The following is a 19,182-nucleotide window of genomic DNA, read 5'->3' as shown; positions in this document are numbered from 1 at the left end:
GGCCTCGATTTTTCACTCCTCCGGTCCGTCGCCGCGCTCCCTCCCTCCGTCGCTCCACAATCGAGGCGGGCCACGAACTTCGAGTAAGGACACATGATGACCGAACGCACCAATGTCGGGACCATCGAGGATCTGCACGCCTCCGCCACCAAGGCGTGCGGTCTCACCGACTTCGGCGCCGACGATTACCAGGAGGCGCTCGGGGTGCTGCTCGAGTCGTATCGGCGCGATGCCGATCTGACCGAGCTCGGCTCCAAGATGAACCGCTACTTCCTGCGCGGCGCACTGGTCGCGCGGGCGCTGAGCGAGGCGTCGTGGCGGGCGAATCCGGGCTACGCCGACACCGCGATCACCCGGCCGATCTTCGTGACCGGCCTGCCTCGCACCGGGACCACGGCCCTGCACCGGCTGCTGGCCGCGGATCCGCAGCATCAGGCCCTAGAAATGTGGCTGACCGAGCTGCCGCAGCCGCGCCCGCCGCGCGAGACCTGGGCCGACAATCCGGTCTATCGGCAGATCGACGCCGGATTCGCCCAGCACCACATCGACAATCCGGAATACATGGGCCTGCACTACATGAGCGCGGCCGAGGTCGAGGAATGCTGGCAACTGCTGCGCCAGACCGTGAAGTCCATCTCCTACGAGTCGCTGGCCTATCTGCCGACCTATTCGCAATGGTTGCAGACCCAGGAGTGGGCCGACGCCTATCAGCGTCATCGCAAGAATCTGCAGCTGATCGGGCTCGGCGACAGCCGGCGCTGGGTGCTGAAGAATCCCAGCCACCTGTTCGCGCTGGACGCGCTCATGTCGGTCTATCCGGACGCGCTGATCATTCAGACCCATCGGGACCCGGTGACCATCGTGGGCTCTTCCTGCAGCCTGTCCGAGGCGACCACCAAGGGCTGGTCGAACGTCTTCACCGGGGAGACGATCGGCCGCACCCAGCTCGAGCTGTGGTCGCGCGGACTGCGCGAATTCACCACGGCCCGCGCCCGGTACAACCCGGCACAGTTCCTCGACATCCAGTTCGAGGATCTGCGCGCGGACCCGTTCGGCACGGTGGAGAAGATCTACTCCGCCTTCGGCATCGACTACACCGAGAGTGCGCACGCGGCCATGCACGCACTGAACGAAGACAGCAAATCCGGCGACCGCAAACCGGCGCACAGGTACTCCCTGGCCGACTACGGCCTGACCGAGGATCGGGTGCGAGCCGAGTTCGCCGGCATCTGAGAGTGTTTCGGCCGGGTCCGGTGTCCGCATGCTGGCGCGGGCACCGGACCCGGGCTTCCCCCGGGTGGCGACTTTGCGCGGCGCTGTGAAATCCCATACGGTGCTGGAAATTTCGTGCGGGGAGGATGTGCTGTGGACGAGTCCGTGACGAGCGCGGTTCGAGGCGATGGTGTCGAAGATGTGTCCGGGCTTCCGCATGCCGGAGCCGTGGGCCACGATCCGCGAGAACCGGATCGGCCCGATCCGATCGCGATTCCGTTGCTGCGCACGACCTCCGAACCACCGTCGCCGCTGGCCTCGCATGTCCTGATTCCCGGTGGGCTGTATGTGGTTGTCGCCGCTGTCGGACCGACGCCGCGCGGAACGCTCGGGATGAACTGGGTGCTGGAACACCACCTGGAAGGCATGGATTTCACCTTCGGCGACATCCGTGCGGAGGCGGCGCAGAACCTGCGTAACGGTCTGCGGATGGCGATGGCCGGCAACGGTGCCGATATCCAGGTGCTCCATGTCGAGGGGGTCGATGCGACCCATATGCCCGCAGGCGCGGTGTCGCTGTCCGACTTTCCGGAGCGGGTGGCAGATGCCCTGGGCGGCGATCGTTTCGTCGCCGGAATCCCCTGTGAGGATCATCTGTACGTCGCCCGCGCCGACACACCGTCGGCGGCGCTCGTGTCCGAGATGGTGGCCGCCCCCCACGACTGCGGATCCGATCTGATACCGACGGTCCTGTTGCTGGAGCCGGCCGGAATGCGAATCCTCGAGCAGTATCCGCGCTGACGCGTTCGGCCGGTGGCATTTCCGGTGGCGGCCCGGCCGGCGTCAGCTCTCGGCGGATCTCTCCCGGCGGCGAGCCCGGCGCTCTTCGATGGCGGTGAAGCGGATCTCGAGACCGGACACGAACGATTCCAGCGCCAATTCGAAACTCTCGGCATCGATTTCGTCGGCCTTGGCGCGCAGTAGGTGCGCCTGCTCCAGATGCGGGTATCGATCGCGATAGACCTGGACGTCGTCGACGAAGCCGCGTGAGAACGAGCCGACGGTCGAGCCCATGACCACATAGCGGGTGGCCGCGCCGATCATGGTGGCCTGCCGGGGCGGCCAGCCCGCGCCGACGAGCCCGCCGTGCACGGCGTCGGCGGCGCGCAGCGCTTCCTCCGTCGTTCCGGGGCCCGCGGCGAGATGCGGCACGAAGTTGGGGTGGCGGACCAGAGCCGCGCGATAGGACCGCGCCCATGACATCAGTCCGGTGCGCCAGTCGCCGGTGCCGAAGGCCGAGGTGTCGACTCCGGCCATGATGCCGGCCGCGATATCGGCGAGCAGATCGTTCTTGGTGGGGTAGTGCCCGTACAGCGAGGCCGCCTGCACGCCCAGCTCGGCGGCGAGTTTGCGCATCGACAGCTCCGGTAGCCCGTCCCGGTCGATCAATTCCAGCGCCGCCTCGCGAATGCGTTCGCGACTCAGCAGCGGTACCCGTGGCCGGGGCATTCGCGTCACCTCCTCTGCTGCGAAATACCGATCTCCGCCAGCTGAACCTACACCGTGAGGCGTGCGGGCCTTGCGTAACCGAACGCTGTTAGTTTACCGTGGCGGAAGCTACCTAACAGTGTTCGGTTCAGGTTGGATTCCGGCGGACCCGGTGCCGGTGGAGCGCGCATCGCTCACCGAGCCGGTACGCGCGGGCACAACACCCAGGAGAAGAAATGACAGATCAGCGCAGGGTTGCCGTCGTGACCGGTGCGGCCCGGGGGATCGGTGCCGGCACCGCCGCGCGACTGGCCGCCGACGGCATCGCGGTCGCGGTCGCCGACCTCGACGAAGCCGCCTGTGAGGCCACCGCGGATGCCATCGTCGCCGCGGGCGGCGTCGCGATCCCGCTGGCCTGCGATGTGACCGACGAGGCGGCGGTGGATTCGGCTTTCGACCGCGTCGCGGCGGAACTCGGCTCGCTCGACATCCTGGTCAACAACGCGGGAGTGCTACGGGACAATCTGCTGTTCAAGATGTCGGCCGCCGACTGGGACACGGTCATGTCGGTCCATCTGCGCGGCGCATTCCTGTGTTGCCGTGCGGCGCAACGGCATATGGTGGCCCGCCGCTACGGCAAGATCGTCAGTACCTCGAGCACATCGGCGCTGGGCAAGCGCGGCCAGGCCAACTATTCGGCCGCCAAGATGGGGATCCAGGGCCTGACCCGCACCTTGGCGATCGAGCTCGGCCCATTCGGGATCAATGTCAACGCGGTCGCGCCCGGTTTCATCGTCACCGAGATGACCGCGGCCACCGCAGAGCGAGTCGGCGTGACACCCGAAGAGTTGCAGGTCAAGACGGCAGCGGTGACCCCGGTACGGCGGGTCGGGCAGCCGGCGGACATCGCGAACGCGGTGGCCTTCCTCAGCTCCGACGCATCTTCCTTCATCACCGGACAGACGATCTACGTCGACGGTGGCAGCAGGCTCTGAGACGACATCGGCAGGAGAACAATCATGCGCAGAACCAGCTACGGCGACGATCACGACGCCTTCCGGAAGACGTTGCGTACCTTCGTGGAAACCGAAGTGGTACCCGTCTACGAGCAGTGGTACCACGCCGGAATCGTGCCGCGCGAGTTCTATTACAAGCTGGCCGGACTCGGCGTCTTCGGTATCGAGGTGCCCGAGGAATACGGCGGTGCGGGGATCGACTCGTTCAAATTCCAGGCTGTCCTGATCGAGGAGATGAACCGTGCCGGAGTGACCTTCGGCGGATCGAGTGTGCACGTCGGACTGTGCCTGCCGTATCTGAAGAAGCTGGCCACCGCCGAGCAGAAGCGGCGCTGGCTGCCCGGTTTCGCCGCCGGTGAGATCATGTTCGCCATCGCCATGACCGAACCCGGCACCGGCTCCGACCTGGCCGGAATGCGGACCACCGCAAAGCTTTCCGACGACGGCACGCACTATGTGCTCAATGGGGCGAAAACCTTCATCACCGGCGGAGTCAATGCCGACCGGGTGATCGTGTGCGCGCGCACCGCGCCGCCGCGCGAGGACGACCGGCGGTTCGGGATCTCGCTGCTGGTCGTCGACACCACGTCCGCGGGCTACAGCATCGGCCGCAAACTCGACAAACTCGGCCTGCGGGCCTCCGACACCGCCGAACTGAACTTCACCGATGTCCGGGTCCCGGTCACCGATCTGCTCGGCGAGGAGAACAAGGGCTTCTCCTATCTCGGGCAGAACCTGCCGCAAGAGCGCCTGTCCATCGCCGTCGGCGCGTACGCGCAGGCCGCGGCCGCCATCCGGTTCGCACAGGAATACACCGGGCAGCGCAATGTCTTCGGCCAACCCGTCGCCGCGTTCCAGAACACGAAATTCGAACTGGCCGCGTGCCGCGCGGAGGTCGACGCCGCACAGGCGGTGGTCGACCGGGGGCTCGACGCGCTCGACGCCGGTGAGCTGAGTGCCGCCGACGCCGCCTCGGCGAAACTGTTCTGCACCGAGGTCGCCGCCCGCGTCATCGATCGCTGCCTGCAGTTGCACGGCGGCTACGGGTTCATCAACGAATATCCGATCGCCCGGCTCTACGCCGACAACCGCGTCAACCGGATCTACGGCGGCACCAACGAGGTGATGAAGATGATCATCGCCAAGGACATGGGTCTGTGACCGAAAGGTAGTGTGATTCACCATGACCGATTTCGCAGATCTGGACGCCTTCCGCGCGGCGGTGGGTACCGAACTGGGAGCCAGCGACTGGATGCGTATCGATCAGGAGCGCATCGACCTGTTCGCCGAGGCGACCGGGGACCACCAGTGGATCCACGTCGACCCGGAGAAGGCCGCGCAGGGGCCCTTCGGTGGGACGATCGCACACGGCTTCCTCACCCTGTCGCTGCTGGTTCCGCTGGCCAACGAGGCCACCTCGGTCGGTGGTATCCGGATGGGAATCAACTACGGGCTCAACAAGGTTCGCTTCATCACCCCGGTGCCCGCGGGCGGTCGCATCCGCGCACGTGTACATCTGGACTCGGTCGGCGACATCCCTGGCGGGGTGCAGGCGATACGGACCGTGACCATCGACCTCGAGGGCGCCGACAAACCCGCCTGTGTCGCGGAGAACATCGTGCGCTACCTCGCCTGACGCCTACGTTCCGGCGCTGGGGGTGAGCTTCAGGACGGGCATGACCCGATCGGTCTTCTGCTCGTACCCGACGAAGCGGGGTTGTTCGGAACAGATGCGGTGCCAGGCCGTATCGCGGGTCTCGCCCTCGAGCTGCTGCACCCGTACCGGGAATTCGCGCCCGCCCACCTCGGCCCACACCTGGTCGGGGTGGGCCGCGATGTTGTGGTACCACGCCGGATTGTCACGTGAGCCCGACATCGATGCCACGATCAGCCAGCCGTCGTCGGCCGGGAAGCGGGCCACGCTCACCCGGCGGCGCTGACCCGATTTCGCACCGATGGTGGTCAGGTACAGCAGATCCATCCCCTGGAACCGGTCGCCTCGCCAATGATGCAAGCGCGCCATACCCTTCATCACCGCCCGGCTCACCGGATTGGCGGACCACGCCGGCTTACCCCGCGACCCCGATGGCGTCTTCGAAAAGCTCATGGCACCGCTCCCTCGTTGCCGGCTTTCCTTCTGATTCTACGTATCCGGCACCGATCGTGAACCGGATACGGCGCCGGCGGTCGGCCACGGTCACCGGCCGATCGGGCAGGCCCGGACTCAGTCGCCGAGTTCGTTGCTCAGTTTCACCCAGCGATCCAGTAACGCGGTGGCCGCGCCGGAGTCGACGGCGGCGGCGACCCGCTCGAGCGCGGGCCGCAGCAGATCGTGGATATCGGCGTCGGCGTGGGTTTCGGTGAGCTCATAGGCCACGATCGCGGCGGCGGAGTTGAGCAGTACCGCATCGCGGACCGGGCCGGTGGCGCCGGCGAACATCTCACGCGCGATCGCGGCATTGACCGTGGCATCTCCGCCACGCAGCGCCTCCGGCGCCACCCGGCCGATCCCGAGCCGAACCGGATCGATCGTCGCCTCCCGGATCCGGGCGCCGGTGACCACCCAGACGTCGGTGGTGTCGGCCGTGGTGATCTCGTCCAGGCCGTCGTTACCACGCACCACCAGCGTGCGGGTGCCACGCTCGGCGAAGGCGCCCGCGATCACCGGCACCAGATCCGCGAAAGCACAGCCGATGAGGCCCGCGCCGGGCTGCGCCGGATTGGTCAGCGGACCGAGCACGTTGAAGACCGTCGGAATACCGATCTCCTTGCGGGCCGGGCCCGCGAACCGCAGCGCCGGATGGAACAGCGGGGCGAAACAGAAGCCGATCCCGACCTCGCGCACACACAGCGCGACCGCTTCGGGGTCCAGTGCGATCCGCACGCCCAGTGCCTCGAGCACGTCCGCGCCACCGCTCTTCGACGACGCCGCCCGATTACCGTGTTTGACGACCGGGACCCCCGCCGCCGAGACCACGACCGAGGACATGGTGGAGATGTTGACGGTGCCGGACCGGTCGCCGCCGGTGCCGACGATGTCGACCGCGTCGATGTCCAGCGACACCCGCCGGGCGTGGCCGAGCATGCCCGCCGCGAGGCCGGACAGTTCGGTCGCGGTGGGGCCCTTCATCTTGATCGCGACGCCGAAGGCGGCGATCTGGGCGGAGGTGGCGTTGTCGGAGAAGATCTCGTCGATCGCCCACGCGGCCTCCTCCGCGGTCAGATCGACCCCGTCGGTCAGGGCACCGAGAATCCCGGGCCAGCTGCGCGCGCTCATCACATCTCCTGTGTCGCGATCGTCGAACCCGCGTCGTGGTCGCCGCGGGGCCGGACCGGAGGCATCCGCCGCGGCCCGGCTAGCAGCCTAATCGGAGCGCGCAATTTCTTTCCCTCCGGCGTGCGGCGCCGCGGCCACCGCTACCGGCCGGGTTCGCCGGATCGGCTCGGCTGGAGCGCATCCCAGCCCAGTGCCGTGCCCTCGTGCCGCTGCGCGAGTCCGGCCATGCGGGAGCACTCCTGTGCGCAATGCAGGGCATCGAGGACCTGTACCCGCTGTAATACCAACTCGATATGGCCGGCCGCGCTCGAATCGGCGGCCGCCGCGGCCGGGCCGGCACCCGCGGACGGCTCGGCGGGGGAGTAGCCGTCCTGCGCCGCGATCGCGACCACGGCATCCCGCAGTGCGGCCGGAATCCGCAGATGATGGCGCAGTACCGCGGTCTCCGGCGCCCGCCAGTCCATCGCGCGCGCGAGCGCGGTGGAGCAGGCCTCGGCATCGTCGAAACTCGACGCGACCACCACCAGATCCGTTCGCGCCGGATCCAATTCCGCCGCCGCGTCGCGGCCCGAAAAACGCCGCCACACCGATCGAATTCCCATTCCACCTGCCTTCTTCCGTACCCGCCCGCAATATCGCACACCTGCGCGAACCCGGGTCGTCCACCTCGCCGCCGCCGCTCGACCTGCGAGTTCGCCGGACACGCCGAATCGGGTACCAGACCCGCACGCGCGCTGATGATTCCGGGCCCGACACCCCGAATTCGCACCCGGGTACGCCTGTCGTACTACGACGAGTCATACTTACCGGCGTGACGACCGCAGTAGGGACCCCAGGATCGGCCATTACTCAGCGTGTGCATTCGCTGAACCGGCCCAACATGGTCAGCGTCGGAACCATCATCTGGCTGTCGAGCGAGCTGATGTTCTTCGCCGGCCTCTTCGCCATGTACTTCGTCGCTCGTGCCCAGGCTCATGGCAACTGGCCGCCGGAACCGACCGAGCTGAACCTCAAGCTCGCCGTGCCGGTCACGGCCGTGCTGATCGCATCCTCGTTCACCTGCCAGATGGGCGTGTTCTCCGCCGAGCGTGGTGACGTCTTCGGGCTGCGGCGCTGGTACGTGCTGACCTTCTTCATGGGCCTGTTCTTCGTGCTCGGCCAGGGCACGGAATACCACGCGCTCTACTCCGAGGGCACCCGGATCGACAGCAGCATCTACGGCTCGGTGTTCTTCATCACCACCGGTTTCCACGGTCTGCACGTCATCGGCGGTCTCATCGCGTTCATCTTCCTGCTGATCCGCACCAAGGTCAGTAAGTTCACGCCGGCCCAGGCCACCGCCGCGATCGTCGTCTCCTACTACTGGCACTTCGTCGACATCGTCTGGATCGGGTTGTTCGCCACGATCTACTTCGTCCGCTAGGCGGGCGGCGGTCGTCCCCGCGGCGGCCGGTGACAACACAAAAACTTGCACAAGTCGGTTCCGTCTACTCCAAAGGGACACAGATGAGTTCATCTCCCCCGTCAGCGCCAGACCCCACCAGCCCCGGGGTCGGCGGCGCTGAGAACAACCAGGCCACCAAGACCCGCAAGCAGCGCCGGATGCGCCGCAAGCTCGCCGGCGGTCTGGTTCTTCTGATGGGCCTCGTCGGAGCCGGCTTCGCGGCCTCGGCGCTCACCCCGCACGCGCAGGTCGCCACCGCCGACGAGGATCAGTCGGCACTCATTCGCGAGGGTAAGCAGATCTACGAGACCTCGTGCATCACCTGCCACGGCGCCAACCTGCAGGGTGTGCAGGACCGCGGCCCGAGCCTGATCGGCGTCGGTGAGGCCGCGGTGTACTTCCAGGTGTCCACCGGCCGCATGCCGGCCGCGGGCAACGGCGCGCAGATTCAGCGCAAGCCCCCGAAGTTCGACGCCCGCCAGACCGATGCGCTGGGCGCGTTCGTCGCGGCCAACGGCGGTGGTCCCACCGTGGTCCGCGACCCGGACGGCAAGATCGCGCAGGAATCGCTCACCGCCGGCGGCGACCTCGGACGTGGTGGCGAGTTGTTCCGCCTCAACTGCGCGTCCTGCCACAACTTCACCGGTAAGGGCGGTGCGCTGTCCTCCGGTAAGTTCGCGCCGCCGCTGGGCGAGGCCACCGAACAGCAGATCTACACCGCGATGCTCACCGGCCCGCAGAACATGCCGAAATTCTCCGACCGGCAGCTGTCTCCGGAGGAGAAGCGTGACATCGTGGCTTATGTGAAGGACCGCACGGAGAGCCTGCCCGAGGCCGGTTACGGTCTGGGTGGCTTCGGTCCCGCGACCGAAGCGCTGGCCCTCTGGGTCATCGGCATCGTGGCCCTGGTCGGATCGGCGATGTGGATCGGTTCGCGGTCATGAGCGCGTGGGGCCCGCAGGCGGCAGCGCAGCGTAACCACGGAGGGCCGGCGGTCATGACCCAAAGGATGCCGTCATGAGTAACAGCGAACAGGAGCGAAACGAGATGAGCCGGCCCGAGGATGGCGGCGGTACCGCAGGGGTGAACCTCGATCCCACCGAGGAACAGCTCGACGCGATGTCGACCGAGGAACTGGTCGAACTCGGCACCGCGCGTGACGGCGTGCAGGTCGTCTACCGCGCTCCGCGCTGGCCGGTTCCGGGCACACGCGCGGAGAAGCGGGCCGAGCGCAACGTCACGCTGTGGTTCGTCATCTCGGCACTGGCGGGCGCCGCCCTGATCGGCGTCTTCCTGTTCTGGCCGTGGGAGTACAAGGGCCGCCACGAGGACGGCAACGGCCTGTACTCGCTGGCCACGCCGCTCTACGGCCTGCTGCTGGGTGTCGCCGTGCTGGCCATCGGTGTCGCCGCGGTGATCATCCGCAAGAAGTTCATCCCGAACGAGATCTCCATCCAGACCCGGCACGACGGTCCCTCCGACGAGGTGGAGCGGCGCACCCTGGGCGCGCAGCTGTCCGACGCGCTGGAGACCACCACGCTGGGTCGTCGCAAGATGATCACGCGTACCGCCGGACTGGGCGCGGGTGTGCTGGGTATCGGCGCACTGTTCGTCTTCGTCGGCGGCATGATCAAGAACCCGTGGGCCAAGGGCATGAAGTCCCCGCTGTGGGTCTCCGGCTGGACCCCGGATTTCCCGGGTCAGACCATTTTCCTGCGCAAGGACACCGGTCGCCCGGAGGACATCGTGCTGGTGCGTCCGGAGGATCTGGACGCCGGCGCCATGGAGACCGTGTTCCCGTGGAAGGAAGAGTGGCGCGGCAACGAGGAGGAGACCCTCCAGTCGCTGCGCGGCATCCGCAACGCGGTCATGTTGATTCGCCTGCGCACCGCCGACGCGGAGAAGGCGATCAAGCGCAAGGGCCAGGAGAGCTTCAACTTCGGCGACTACTTCGCCTACTCGAAGATCTGCACCCACCTCGGCTGCCCGACTTCGCTGTTCGAGCAGCAGACCAACCGCATCCTGTGCCCGTGCCATCAGTCGCAGTTCTCGGCGACCGAGTGGGGTAAGCCGGTCTTCGGTCCCGCCGCCCGTGCGCTGCCGCAGCTGCCCATCACCGTCAATTCCGAGGGATTCCTGGTCGCCAACGGCGACTTCATCGAGCCGCTCGGTCCGGCCTTCTGGGAGCGTCGTTCATGAGTCCGAGCAAGGTGGCCGCACAGGCCAACGAGATGGACGAGCGGTATCGCGCCGCTGCGTTCGTGAAGCGTTCGATCAACAAGGTCTTCCCGACCCACTGGTCGTTCCTGCTGGGTGAGATCGCGCTGTACGCGTTCATCATCCTGCTGCTGTCGGGCGTGTACCTGACGCTGTTCTTCGATCCGTCGATGGTCGAGGTCGTGTACCACGGCTCCTATCAGCCGCTGCGTGGCGTGACCATGTCGCGCGCCTACGAGTCGGCGCTGAACATCTCCTTCGAGGTGCGCGGTGGCCTGTTCGTGCGTCAGGTGCACCACTGGGCCGCGCTGATCTTCGCGGCGTCGATCATCATCCACCTGTTCCGCATCTTCTTCACCGGCGCGTTCCGCAAGCCGCGTGAGGCGAACTGGGTGATCGGCTCGCTGCTGCTGATCCTGGCGATGTTCGAGGGCTTCTTCGGTTACTCGCTGCCCGACGATCTGCTGTCCGGTACCGGTCTGCGGGCCGCCTTCGGTGGTATCACCATGGGTATTCCGCTGGTCGGCACCTGGATGCACTGGCTGATCTTCGGCGGTGACTTCCCGGGCACGATCATCATCCCGCGCCTGTACGTCGCGCACATCCTGCTGTTCCCGGGCATCATGCTGGCGCTGATCGCGGCGCACGTGGCGATCGTCTGGTACCAGAAGCACACGCAATTCCCCGGCCCCGGCCGTACCGAGAACAACGTCGTGGGCGCCCGCATCGTGCCGGTGTTCGCCGCCGACCAGGGTGCGTTCTTCATGTTCACCCTCGGCATCGTCGCCGTCATGGGCGGTGTTTTGCAGATCAACCCGATCTGGAACCTGGGGCCCTACAACCCGTCACAGGTTTCGGCCGGTTCCCAGCCCGACTTCTACATGATGTGGACCGACGGTCTAGCCCGTCTGATGCCGCCCTGGGAGCTGTACCTGGGCCGGTACACCGTCCCGGCGCCGTTCTGGGTGGCACTGTTGATGGGCCTGGTGTTCATGGTGCTGATCGCCTACCCGTGGATCGAGAAGCGGCTCACCGGTGACACGGTGCGGCACAACATCGTGCAGCGTCCGCGCGACGTGCCGGTGCGTACCGCGATCGGTGCCATGGCGATCGGGTTCTACGCGGTGGCGACGCTGGCCTGTGTCAACGACATCATCGCGCTGAAGTTCGATGTGTCGCTGAACGCCACCACCTGGTTCTTCCGGATCGCGCTGCTGGTCGCACCGCCGATCGCCTACTTCCTGGCGTACCGGTTGTGCCTGGGTCTGCAGCGTGCCGACCGCGCGGTGCTCGAGCACGGTATCGAGACCGGTGTCATCAAGCGCCTGCCGCACGGTGAGTACATCGAGGTGCACCAGCCGCTGGGCCCGGTCGACGACCACGGCCACCCGGTGCCGCTCGAGTACCAGGGCGCGCCGGTGCCCAAGAAGATGAACAAGCTGGGTTCGGCCGGTAAGCCGGGTTCGGGTTCGTTCCTGCGCGCCGATCCGCCCGCCGAGGCCGATGCGCTGCTCGACGCCGAACACGATGCCGAGCACAAGCAACTGGAGGTCCTGGCGTCCTACCAGGAGGAGATCACCAGCGGCGGTGGCAAGCACGACCACTGATCCGTGCACGGCCGAAGGCCCCGAGTCGAATACATCGGCTCGGGGCCTCGTCGTATCTCGTGGCATCCGGGATCACGGAGCGGCGGCTGCGGTGGTGCGACGGTCGCGCAATAGACTCGCGCCATGATTACCGCGATCGTGCTCATCCACGCCGAAGCCGCCCGCATTCCCGAAACCGCGCAGGCCCTGGCCGATCTCGAGGGTGTGGCCGAGGTGTACTCGTGTGCGGGTGACGTCGATCTGATCGCGGTGGTGCGGGTGCGCGACCACGAGAAGATCGCCGAAGTGGTGACCGGCCGGGTGAACAAGACTCCGGGAGTCCTGCGCACCACGACCCATATCGCGTTCAAGTCCTATTCGAGTGCGGATGTCGAGGCGGGCTTCTCCATCGGCGAGTAGTACGCGCGGGGGTTAAGCGCTGGTTCGTGACAGGTATTCAGTAGCGGCGGATTCGGAGCGGGTGGCGGACTCGGCGCGTTCGACCCAGGGCAGCCACGGCCCGGCGCCGCGCCGGGGCTCGCGATAGCCCTCGGTGGTCCGCACGATGCGGGTGCCCGGTTGCTCCAGCCAGCGGGCGATGACGGCAATCTCCTCGGGTGGGGCGCCGCGTAGCGGGGGATGATCCGGGGTGCCGAATTCGTCGGGCCCGGCGGGAAGCCGGGGCTCGTCGCCGGTGAGCCGGCTGGGGCGGACGGTTTCGGCGGCGGCAACCAGGCCGTCGACCACCGGCATGGGTGCGATACCGCGGGTGGCGGTGCCCGCGGCGGCCAGCCGGCCGTACCGGACGATCGCGAAGTCCCAGCCGCCGTTGCCATCCGGGCGCGCGGCGATCAGTTCCGCGATCCGGGCCAGCGCGGTGAGCCGCTGGGTGCGGTGCAGTGCCCGCACCACGACGCAGGTGCGGTCCCGCAACCGTGCGGCCGCCTCGAAATGCTGGGCGACGACATAACCGTCGATACGTGTGGCGATCGCACGCAACGGCGCGTCGTCGCGCCCGGTGAACAGATCTCGCACGGTTGCGGGTGCCGCCGCGTAGTCCGCCGCCGAGGCTCGCGCGCCGAATACCGTCGCGGGACATCCACCGACGGCCGCGGGCGGGCAATCCGTACCGTGTACCCCGCCGCGCGGGATCCGCGTCGTACAGGTGCGCACACCGCTGTATTCGGCGACGGTCGCCGCCACCTCGACGGCCGCCGCCCGGGAACCGAAGGGGCCCAGGGCGTATGCGGTGGGGGTGCGGCTGACCGCGAACCTGGGGAACGGCTCGTCGGTCATCGTCAGCCACCAGGCGCGCTGGGGAAATTTCGACCGCCGGTTGTAGGGCGGTGTGTGGGCCACCAGCAGCCGCAACTCGCGGACACCGGCTTCCAGCCCGTGCGCGCACCGGACGTGATCGACCCGGGTGGCGAGGGTGACCATTTCGCGCATCCGGGTGCGGGTCTCGGAACCGGTGAAGTAATTGCGTACCCGGCGGCGCAGATTCACCGCGGTGCCGATGTAGAGGACCTCGTCGGACGGTCCGCGGAACAGATACACCCCCGGCGCCGCCGGAAGGTCGGCGGCCAGTACACGTTTGGCCCGCCGGACCCGCGTGACCTCGGGGAGATAGTCGACGAGTTCGGGCACAGTCTGCACACCCAGATTGCCGACCCGCTCGAACAGCGCGTGCAGGACGTCGACGGTGGCGCGCGCGTCGTCGAGGGCGCGGTGGGTGGGCCGGGTGCCGGCACCGAGCAGCTGAGCCAGCGCCGACAGCCGCACCGTCGGGGCCTCGTCCCGGTCGAGGATCCGGCGCGCGAGTTGGACCGTGCACAACACCGTGAAGTCCGGCCATTCGGTACCGCACTGTTGTGCCGCCGCCTTCAGGAAGGACATGTCGAAGCGCGCGTTGTGCGCGACCAGAACGGCGCCGGAAGCGAATTCGAGGAATCCCGGCAGGATCGCCTCGATGCGGGGAGCCTGCACCACCATCGCGGTGGTGATGCCGGTGATCTGCACGATCTGCGGCGGGATCGACCGCCCGGGATCGACCAGGGTGGCGAATTCACCGAGGATCTCGCCGCCACGCACCTTGACCGCGCCGATCTCGGTGATCGCATCGGAATCGGGCTTGGTTCCGGTGGTTTCGAGATCGACGACCACGAAGGTGACGTCCCGCAGCTCCCGCTCCTCTTCGGCACCCCCGTGACCGGGTATTTCGAGGGCCAGCTGGGCCGGCCGCGGCGGGGGAGTGGGCACGGCGAGCAGCGTAGGCGCGGGGTACGACAACCTCGCTCGGGCGCGGTCCCGGTACCGCGCCGGCGCGAAGTTCGCGGTGTGCGAGGTTCGGATTGCACGAATATGCGGAAACGTGACGAGCGCCACAATCATTGCGAACGGCTATTGATTTGCGCTGCGGGCCGGTGGGTTTCGGTGTAGATGGGTGGCGGTTCGGGTGGATGGCGACAGGCCGGAAGCGTGCAGACTGTTCGGTTGGTTGTTGATCGCGCGGTCCGGTGGCCACGTGCGGTTTCACTTCTTCGCTCTCGGAGTTTGCGTGCCGCGGCGCGCCCGATCGCGCGTCCCGGCATTCGATCGCCTTCGCAACTGCAGGCATACATCGTTATCTTTTTGTGATTGTTGTGAGTTATCTCGCACGGCTCCGAGCGGGGGCTCTTACCCGATCTTGTTTCGCGCCGGAGGGGCTTTACAACGCACCGTTATGTTCTCGTAACCTTCTCGAGACCTCGCGGAGTCCGACGCACCACCGGGTGCGGCGTCGTGGGGCAGACGAGGAGAACCGCATCATGGCGATCAAGCAACTTGTTGCGGCCGGAGCCGTGGGCGCAGCGACCCTCAGCGTTCTGCTGCTCCCGGCGACCACCGCCGCGGCCGCGCCGGTCACCGTACCCGGCGTCGGCACCTTCGATGTGCCCGATCAGGTCATCGGCGCGATCCCGCCGGGTGTGCAGATCCCGGGGATCGAACTGCCCGTCGCGCCGCAGCAGCAGTCGGTCGGTCAGCGTGCCGCCGACGCCGCCATGTCCAAGGTCGGCGCGCCGTACTCCTACGGTGCGTCCGGTCCGAACTCGTTCGACTGCTCGGGCCTGGTGAAGTGGGCCTATCAGCAGGCCGGTCGCGAGCTGCCCCGCACCAGCTACGAACAGCTCGACGCGGGCGCTCCGGTCTCGATGGACGCGCTCCAGCCCGGTGATGTGGTGTCCTTCTACGGCGGCAGCCACTCCGGCCTGTACGTCGGTGACGGCAATGTCGTACATGCCTCGACCTATGGCCAGCCGGTGAAGGTCGCTCCGATCTCCTCGATGCCGGTCGCGGGCGCTCGTCGCTACTGAGGTCTTGCCCGAATCCGTGTGATTCCCGGCTGTTTCGGCGCATTCCGTACAGTTCGGACCACCGATTCGGGCATTTCCGATCGATGCGGTGTGATCGTTTCGTGGCCTGCTGGACACGGGCGGTCGCCGTTCCGTAACCTCATCGAGACCTTTGTGGTTTCCAGCTCGGGATGAAAAGAACGGGGCACGTCAGGCCGTGACAGCGCACAGAGGCAACGCGCAACGTAATACCAAGAAGGCCAGACGTCTGGTCGGTGGCTCCCTCGCGGTGGGCGCACTGGTGCTGGGATCCGGGGCGGTCGGCCCGGCGGTGGCCGATCCGGCGCCGGCGGAGCAGCCCACCAGCGCGGGTGAGGCCGTGCAGAAGCTGATCGATCTGTCGCATCAGTCCGAACAGCTCAACCAGCAGGCGCTGGCGGCCCAGGACGATCTGGACGCCAAACAGGCGGTGGCCCGCGACGCGGACACCACACTCACCGCCGCGACCCAGGCCGTCGACGCCGCCAAGGCCGAGGTACGCAAATACCAACCGGCCGTGGACCGTACCGCGATCGCGGCCTACCAGGGCGCGCGGACCAATCGGCTGTTCTCGGTACTGGTCTCCGACTCACCGCAGCAGCTGCTCGATCAGATGTCGACACTGGACGTCCTGTCCGCGCAGACCTCCGATCAGCTGTCGAAGTTCTCCAAAGCCAGCGATTCGGCGACCGCCGCCGAAACCGCCGCCAAGACCGCTTCGGACACCGCGCAGTCGGCCGCGAAGAAGGCCGATGAGGTACGCGCGGATCTCGAACGCAAACGCGCCGATCTGCAGGGCTCGATGGCCGGGGTGATCCAGGCCTGGGGTGCGCTGTCGGCCGGCGAGCGGTCCAGCCTCGCGGGGTCGTTGTTCCCGCCCGGCTTCGACCGTGACACCCTGCTGCGCGGTCTGGTCCCCGGCAGCGGAACCAGCGCGCTGGCCGCCGGACTCACCCGGGTGGGCGATCCGTACGTGTGGGGCGCCACGGGGCCCGATCAGTTCGACTGCTCGGGTCTGGTGCAGTGGGCTTTCCATCATGTCGGCATCGATCTGCCGCGCACCAGCCAGGCACAGGCCACCGTCGGCAGTCCGGTCTCGCGCGACGAACTGCAGCCGGGCGATGTCGTGTTCTTCTACTCCGATGCCTCCCATGTCGGCATCTATGCCGGTAATGGCATGCTGCTGCATGCCTCCACCTTCGGTGTGCCGGTTGCCGTGGCTCCGATGGGGAACACCCCGTTCCACTCGGCCAGGCGCTACTGGATGGGTATGTAACACGGCCACTGCGGGAATCCGGCGGCGAGCAATCACATCGATGTGAGGATCGTGTCCATGAGCGCACTGCCGCGAGCCCGGGAATGGCTCGCCCGTCGGGGACGATTCGAGTTCGTCGTCACCGTCGCCCTGGTGATCGCCCTGACCGCCGCGGTCGGTGCCCTGCTGCTGTTGCCGCGCAGCGGTCTGCGCGCGGTGCCCACCGTGACACCGGTCGACAGCGCGCCTCCGGCCCACGCCGACCCGCAGGTCCCCGACCTGCGCCGGGTGATGAGTTCGTACGGACCCGTTGTCGCACAGCAGGTTTCCGGTGACGACGGCAGATTGTCGCTGGTGTTCGGGCATCCGTATCAGCGCGGCGACGTCGACCAGCTCGCCCGTGAGGTGGGCCCCGCGGTCACGGCGGTCTCGCAGGTCTGGGGATCGGACTGGGCGCACGAGGCGGTGGTCGCCGTCGCCTCGAGCAGTTCCGAATTCGCGGCCCTGACCCATGCCACCGGGCCGGTGTCCACCGAGGTCGCGGCGGCCTCGGTGGCCGACCCCTTCGTGCGGGGCAGCGAGCCCACCGGCCAGCGCATCGTCTTCGCGGCCGACGCGGGGCACCGGCTCGGCGCCGACGGCATGCGGGAAACCCTGCGACACGAACTCACTCATATCGCCGCACGCGCGGTGACCGTGGACGGATCACCGCAGTGGGTATTGGAGGGGTTCGCCGAATACTGCGGCCACCGTGGTGATCACGACAGCTTCTCCCGGGTGGCGCCCACGGTGACCGCGCGCGCCCGGGCCGGTCAGCTGCCCGCGGGCCTGCCCGCCGACAGCGCCTTCGTCCCCGCGCCGGGCAACGATGCCGCCCTGGCCTACGAGCAGGCCTGGTCGGCGAATGCCTTCGTCGCCGACCGGTTCGGGGAGGCGGACCTCGTCGAGCTGTATCGGCGGCTGGCCACCGGGCCGCAGGACGACGCGGCACTGGACCGCGGCCTGCGCGACACCCTGGGGATCGGCCGGACCGACTTCGTCACCGCGTGGCAGGGGTGGGTCAAGGCCCGCGCGACGGCCTGAGCCCGCGGGGCACCACCGGCCCCCATAGACTCTGCGCCATGGCCCGCACGCTGTTGATCACCAACGATTTTCCGCCTCGGCCGGGTGGGATCCAGTCGTACCTTCATTCCCTCGCGTTGCGCATGCCACCGGAGGATCTGGTCGTCTACGCTCCGCGCTGGCGCGGCGACTCCCATCTGCGGTTCGATGCCCAGCAGCCGTTCCAGGTGGTGCGTCATCCCACGACCCTCATGCTGCCGACCCCCTTGGTTCTGCGCCGGGCCGCGAAACTGTTGCGCGATGAGCGATGCGACACCGTGTGGTTCGGCGCCGCCGCGCCGCTGGCACTGATGTCGCCGGCCCTGCGCCGGTTGGGTGCCCACCGGATCGTGGCCAGTACGCACGGGCACGAAGTGGGCTGGTCGATGCTGCCCGGTGCGCGCCAGGTCCTGCGCGTGATCGGTGACCACACCGATGTGGTCACCTACGTCAGCAAATACACCCGCCGCCGGTTCGCCTCGGCCTTCGGCCCGCAGGCGGCCCTGGAATATCTGACTCCGGGTGTGGACAGCACGGTGTTCCGTCCGGACCCGTCCGCGCGTGCGGAACTGCGTGCGCGATACGGCCTCGGTGACCGGCCCACGGTGCTGTGCCTGTCGCGGCTGGTTCCGCGCAAGGGGCAGGACGTCCTGATCACGGCGATGCGCGAGATCCGCCGGCGCATCGACGGTGCGGTACTGGTCATCGCCGGTGGCGGTCCCTACGAAGAGCGGTTGCGGGGGCTGGCGAGCGCACTGGACCTCGACGGGGACGTGGTGTTCACCGGCCGGGTTCCGTCGGCGGAGCTGGCCGCCCATCACACCATCGCCGATGTGTTCGCGATGCCCTCGCGCACGCGCGGCGCGGGCCTGGACGTCGAAGGGCTCGGCATCGTGTACCTGGAGGCATCGGCGACCGGCGTGCCCGTGGTCGCCGGAAATTCCGGGGGCGCACCGGAAACCGTGCTGGAGGGCCGCACGGGAACGGTGGTCGACGGGCGTCTCGACACCGCCGTGGCCGCGGCCATCGTCGACATCCTGGCCGATCGCGATGCCGCGGCACGGATGGGTGCGGCCGGCCGTGACTGGGTCGCCGGGCAGTGGGCGTGGGACTCCCGGGGGGCACGGCTGCGCACCCTGCTCGATCCGGGGGTGGCCACCGGTGCGGTCGGCGCGAGCGGTGGTCCGGTGAACCAGCTGTAACTCCGTTTCCGCC

19 protein-coding genes are annotated in these 19,182 nt (G+C 67.9%); 14 read left to right on the top strand and 5 right to left on the bottom strand.

All coding sequences use genetic code 11. The annotated features are described in order from the left end of the window. Window positions 1–96 precede the first annotated feature (96 nt). Both AB0L57_RS17995 and AB0L57_RS17990 read left to right on the top strand, forming a co-directional pair. The gene (locus tag AB0L57_RS17995; protein ID WP_364963026.1) at window positions 97–1,233 is read left to right on the top strand and encodes a sulfotransferase; all 1,137 of its coding nucleotides are present in this window, start codon (window positions 97–99) and stop codon (window positions 1,231–1,233) included. A gap of 132 nt (window positions 1,234–1,365) precedes the next feature. After that, window positions 1,366–2,013 carry a hypothetical protein gene (locus AB0L57_RS17990; protein WP_364963023.1) on the top strand — a complete coding sequence of 216 codons (648 nt, stop codon included), beginning with the start codon at window positions 1,366–1,368 and terminating at the stop codon, window positions 2,011–2,013. Between the two features lie 42 nt (window positions 2,014–2,055). On the opposite strand, the gene AB0L57_RS17985 is transcribed toward AB0L57_RS17990, so the two are convergent. After that, window positions 2,056–2,721 (bottom strand): TetR/AcrR family transcriptional regulator C-terminal domain-containing protein, encoded by a 666-nt coding sequence (locus AB0L57_RS17985; protein ID WP_364963020.1) that lies wholly within the window; start codon window positions 2,719–2,721, stop codon window positions 2,056–2,058. A gap of 215 nt (window positions 2,722–2,936) precedes the next feature. Between AB0L57_RS17985 and fabG the strand changes: the two genes are divergently transcribed. Genes fabG through AB0L57_RS17970 form a run of 3 tightly spaced genes read left to right on the top strand, consistent with a single transcriptional unit; the run spans window position 2,937 to window position 5,352 of the window. After that, on the top strand, window positions 2,937–3,695 hold the full coding sequence (gene fabG, locus AB0L57_RS17980) for a 3-oxoacyl-ACP reductase FabG (protein WP_364963018.1): 759 nt from the start codon (window positions 2,937–2,939) through the stop codon (window positions 3,693–3,695). A 24-nt stretch (window positions 3,696–3,719) separates the two neighbouring features. Beyond that, complete coding sequence (locus tag AB0L57_RS17975; RefSeq protein ID WP_364963015.1) at window positions 3,720–4,877, top strand: acyl-CoA dehydrogenase family protein; 1,158 nt, start codon at window positions 3,720–3,722, stop codon at window positions 4,875–4,877. Window positions 4,878–4,899: 22 nt separating this feature from the next. Beyond that, window positions 4,900–5,352, top strand: a complete 453-nt coding sequence (locus tag AB0L57_RS17970) for a MaoC family dehydratase (protein ID WP_364963013.1) — start codon at window positions 4,900–4,902, stop codon at window positions 5,350–5,352. A 3-nt stretch (window positions 5,353–5,355) separates the two neighbouring features. Here the strand turns inward: AB0L57_RS17970 and AB0L57_RS17965 are convergent, their stop codons facing one another. From AB0L57_RS17965 to AB0L57_RS17955, 3 genes are all read right to left on the bottom strand, one after another. After that, a complete protein-coding gene (locus tag AB0L57_RS17965; RefSeq protein ID WP_364963010.1) occupies window positions 5,356–5,823 on the bottom strand; it encodes a nitroreductase family deazaflavin-dependent oxidoreductase in 468 nt (155 codons plus the stop codon). Window positions 5,824–5,940: 117 nt separating this feature from the next. Continuing rightward, a complete protein-coding gene (gene trpD / locus AB0L57_RS17960; RefSeq protein WP_364963008.1) occupies window positions 5,941–6,993 on the bottom strand; it encodes an anthranilate phosphoribosyltransferase in 1,053 nt (350 codons plus the stop codon). Window positions 6,994–7,133: 140 nt separating this feature from the next. Then, window positions 7,134–7,595, bottom strand: coding sequence for a hypothetical protein (locus tag AB0L57_RS17955; RefSeq protein WP_364963005.1), 462 nt, complete (start codon window positions 7,593–7,595; stop codon window positions 7,134–7,136). A 209-nt stretch (window positions 7,596–7,804) separates the two neighbouring features. Here AB0L57_RS17955 and AB0L57_RS17950 point away from each other — a divergent pair, with 209 nt between their 5' ends. From AB0L57_RS17950 to AB0L57_RS17930, 5 genes are all read left to right on the top strand, one after another. Continuing rightward, window positions 7,805–8,416 (top strand): heme-copper oxidase subunit III, encoded by a 612-nt coding sequence (locus tag AB0L57_RS17950; protein WP_364963003.1) that lies wholly within the window; start codon window positions 7,805–7,807, stop codon window positions 8,414–8,416. Window positions 8,417–8,499: 83 nt separating this feature from the next. After that, a complete protein-coding gene (locus tag AB0L57_RS17945) occupies window positions 8,500–9,381 on the top strand; it encodes a cytochrome c (protein ID WP_364963000.1) in 882 nt (293 codons plus the stop codon). Window positions 9,382–9,484: 103 nt separating this feature from the next. Beyond that, a complete protein-coding gene (locus AB0L57_RS17940; RefSeq protein WP_364963490.1) occupies window positions 9,485–10,636 on the top strand; it encodes a ubiquinol-cytochrome c reductase iron-sulfur subunit in 1,152 nt (383 codons plus the stop codon). After that, entirely contained in the window at window positions 10,633–12,261 is a 1,629-nt protein-coding gene (locus AB0L57_RS17935) for a ubiquinol-cytochrome c reductase cytochrome b subunit (protein WP_364962998.1), read from the top strand. Before AB0L57_RS17940 ends, AB0L57_RS17935 begins: the two co-directional genes overlap by 4 nt. A gap of 123 nt (window positions 12,262–12,384) precedes the next feature. After that, window positions 12,385–12,660 (top strand): Lrp/AsnC ligand binding domain-containing protein, encoded by a 276-nt coding sequence (locus AB0L57_RS17930; protein ID WP_364962997.1) that lies wholly within the window; start codon window positions 12,385–12,387, stop codon window positions 12,658–12,660. 12 nt (window positions 12,661–12,672) lie between these two features. Here AB0L57_RS17930 and AB0L57_RS17925 read toward each other — a convergent pair whose 3' ends face one another. Further along, window positions 12,673–14,469: a DEDD exonuclease domain-containing protein gene (locus AB0L57_RS17925; protein WP_364963487.1), complete on the bottom strand. Its 1,797-nt coding sequence runs from the start codon at window positions 14,467–14,469 to the stop codon at window positions 12,673–12,675. Window positions 14,470–15,047: 578 nt separating this feature from the next. Here AB0L57_RS17925 and AB0L57_RS17920 point away from each other — a divergent pair. From AB0L57_RS17920 to AB0L57_RS17905, 4 genes are all read left to right on the top strand, one after another. Then, window positions 15,048–15,593, top strand: coding sequence for a C40 family peptidase (locus tag AB0L57_RS17920; RefSeq protein ID WP_364962995.1), 546 nt, complete (start codon window positions 15,048–15,050; stop codon window positions 15,591–15,593). A gap of 280 nt (window positions 15,594–15,873) precedes the next feature. Continuing rightward, complete coding sequence (locus AB0L57_RS17915; RefSeq protein WP_364963485.1) at window positions 15,874–16,887, top strand: NlpC/P60 family protein; 1,014 nt, start codon at window positions 15,874–15,876, stop codon at window positions 16,885–16,887. A 57-nt stretch (window positions 16,888–16,944) separates the two neighbouring features. Beyond that, entirely contained in the window at window positions 16,945–17,949 is a 1,005-nt protein-coding gene (locus tag AB0L57_RS17910; RefSeq protein ID WP_364962993.1) for a hypothetical protein, read from the top strand. 38 nt (window positions 17,950–17,987) lie between these two features. Next, the gene (locus AB0L57_RS17905) at window positions 17,988–19,169 is read left to right on the top strand and encodes a glycosyltransferase family 4 protein (RefSeq protein ID WP_364962991.1); all 1,182 of its coding nucleotides are present in this window, start codon (window positions 17,988–17,990) and stop codon (window positions 19,167–19,169) included. The last annotated feature ends 13 nt before the right edge of the window (window positions 19,170–19,182 follow it).

This window comes from Nocardia sp. NPDC052254 (genome assembly GCF_040679495.1).
Taxonomy (GTDB): domain Bacteria; phylum Actinomycetota; class Actinomycetes; order Mycobacteriales; family Mycobacteriaceae; genus Nocardia.
The sequence above is the reverse complement of the archived record's forward strand: the minus strand, read 5'-3'. Positions and strand labels throughout refer to the sequence as shown.

Coding starts and splice junctions, on each gene's coding strand:
- AB0L57_RS17995 (WP_364963026.1), top strand. CDS start 97: ATGACCGAACGCACCAATGTCGGGACCATCGAGGATCTGCACGCCTCC.
- AB0L57_RS17985 (WP_364963020.1), bottom strand. CDS start 2,721: ATGCCCCGGCCACGGGTACCGCTGCTGAGTCGCGAACGCATTCGCGAG.
- fabG (WP_364963018.1), top strand. CDS start 2,937: ATGACAGATCAGCGCAGGGTTGCCGTCGTGACCGGTGCGGCCCGGGGG.
- AB0L57_RS17975 (WP_364963015.1), top strand. CDS start 3,720: ATGCGCAGAACCAGCTACGGCGACGATCACGACGCCTTCCGGAAGACG.
- AB0L57_RS17970 (WP_364963013.1), top strand. CDS start 4,900: ATGACCGATTTCGCAGATCTGGACGCCTTCCGCGCGGCGGTGGGTACC.
- AB0L57_RS17965 (WP_364963010.1), bottom strand. CDS start 5,823: ATGAGCTTTTCGAAGACGCCATCGGGGTCGCGGGGTAAGCCGGCGTGG.
- trpD (WP_364963008.1), bottom strand. CDS start 6,993: ATGAGCGCGCGCAGCTGGCCCGGGATTCTCGGTGCCCTGACCGACGGG.
- AB0L57_RS17955 (WP_364963005.1), bottom strand. CDS start 7,595: ATGGGAATTCGATCGGTGTGGCGGCGTTTTTCGGGCCGCGACGCGGCG.
- AB0L57_RS17945 (WP_364963000.1), top strand. CDS start 8,500: ATGAGTTCATCTCCCCCGTCAGCGCCAGACCCCACCAGCCCCGGGGTC.
- AB0L57_RS17940 (WP_364963490.1), top strand. CDS start 9,485: ATGAGCCGGCCCGAGGATGGCGGCGGTACCGCAGGGGTGAACCTCGAT.
- AB0L57_RS17935 (WP_364962998.1), top strand. CDS start 10,633: ATGAGTCCGAGCAAGGTGGCCGCACAGGCCAACGAGATGGACGAGCGG.
- AB0L57_RS17930 (WP_364962997.1), top strand. CDS start 12,385: ATGATTACCGCGATCGTGCTCATCCACGCCGAAGCCGCCCGCATTCCC.
- AB0L57_RS17920 (WP_364962995.1), top strand. CDS start 15,048: ATGGCGATCAAGCAACTTGTTGCGGCCGGAGCCGTGGGCGCAGCGACC.
- AB0L57_RS17910 (WP_364962993.1), top strand. CDS start 16,945: ATGAGCGCACTGCCGCGAGCCCGGGAATGGCTCGCCCGTCGGGGACGA.
- AB0L57_RS17905 (WP_364962991.1), top strand. CDS start 17,988: ATGGCCCGCACGCTGTTGATCACCAACGATTTTCCGCCTCGGCCGGGT.